At 64.1% G+C, this 376-nt stretch carries 1 pseudogene; it reads right to left on the reverse strand.

Annotated features, from left to right (window positions below):
• Positions 1-299: pseudogene (locus tag F6S12_RS33130) on the reverse strand (GNAT family N-acetyltransferase); the annotation flags it as partial.
• Positions 300-376: the final 77 nt, after the last annotated feature.

Here is a 376-nt window from a genome sequence, read left to right on the forward strand (position 1 = left end):
TGCAGGACCTGGAGCTTCTGCACCTCGGCGCGGTTGCGCCCGTTGGCCTTCATGCACAGGGCCAGTTGCACGCTGGCCAGGACTTTCTCGTCGCGTACCACCACCCACAACAGCAGGCTGCCGTCCTCGACCCCGGCCTGCACGCTGCTGAGGTAGCTGCGGGCCTGGCTGTCGTCGAGATCGGCCATGAAGCCGATGGACGCACCGTGCTGCACCGAGTCCAGCAGCAACTCGATCAGTCCCTGACGGTAATGGGCAAAGCTTTCTCCATGGACAAGGCGCAGTTGGGCGGCGTTCATCGAGATTTCACTCCTTGTGCGGGGCGGGCGGTTGCGCCCCGGGGTTGAGAATCAGCTGCATGAAGGTCAGGTCCAGC

This window comes from Pseudomonas sp. JV245A (genome assembly GCF_032424515.1).
Classification (GTDB): Bacteria; Pseudomonadota; Gammaproteobacteria; order Pseudomonadales; family Pseudomonadaceae; genus Aquipseudomonas; species Aquipseudomonas protegens.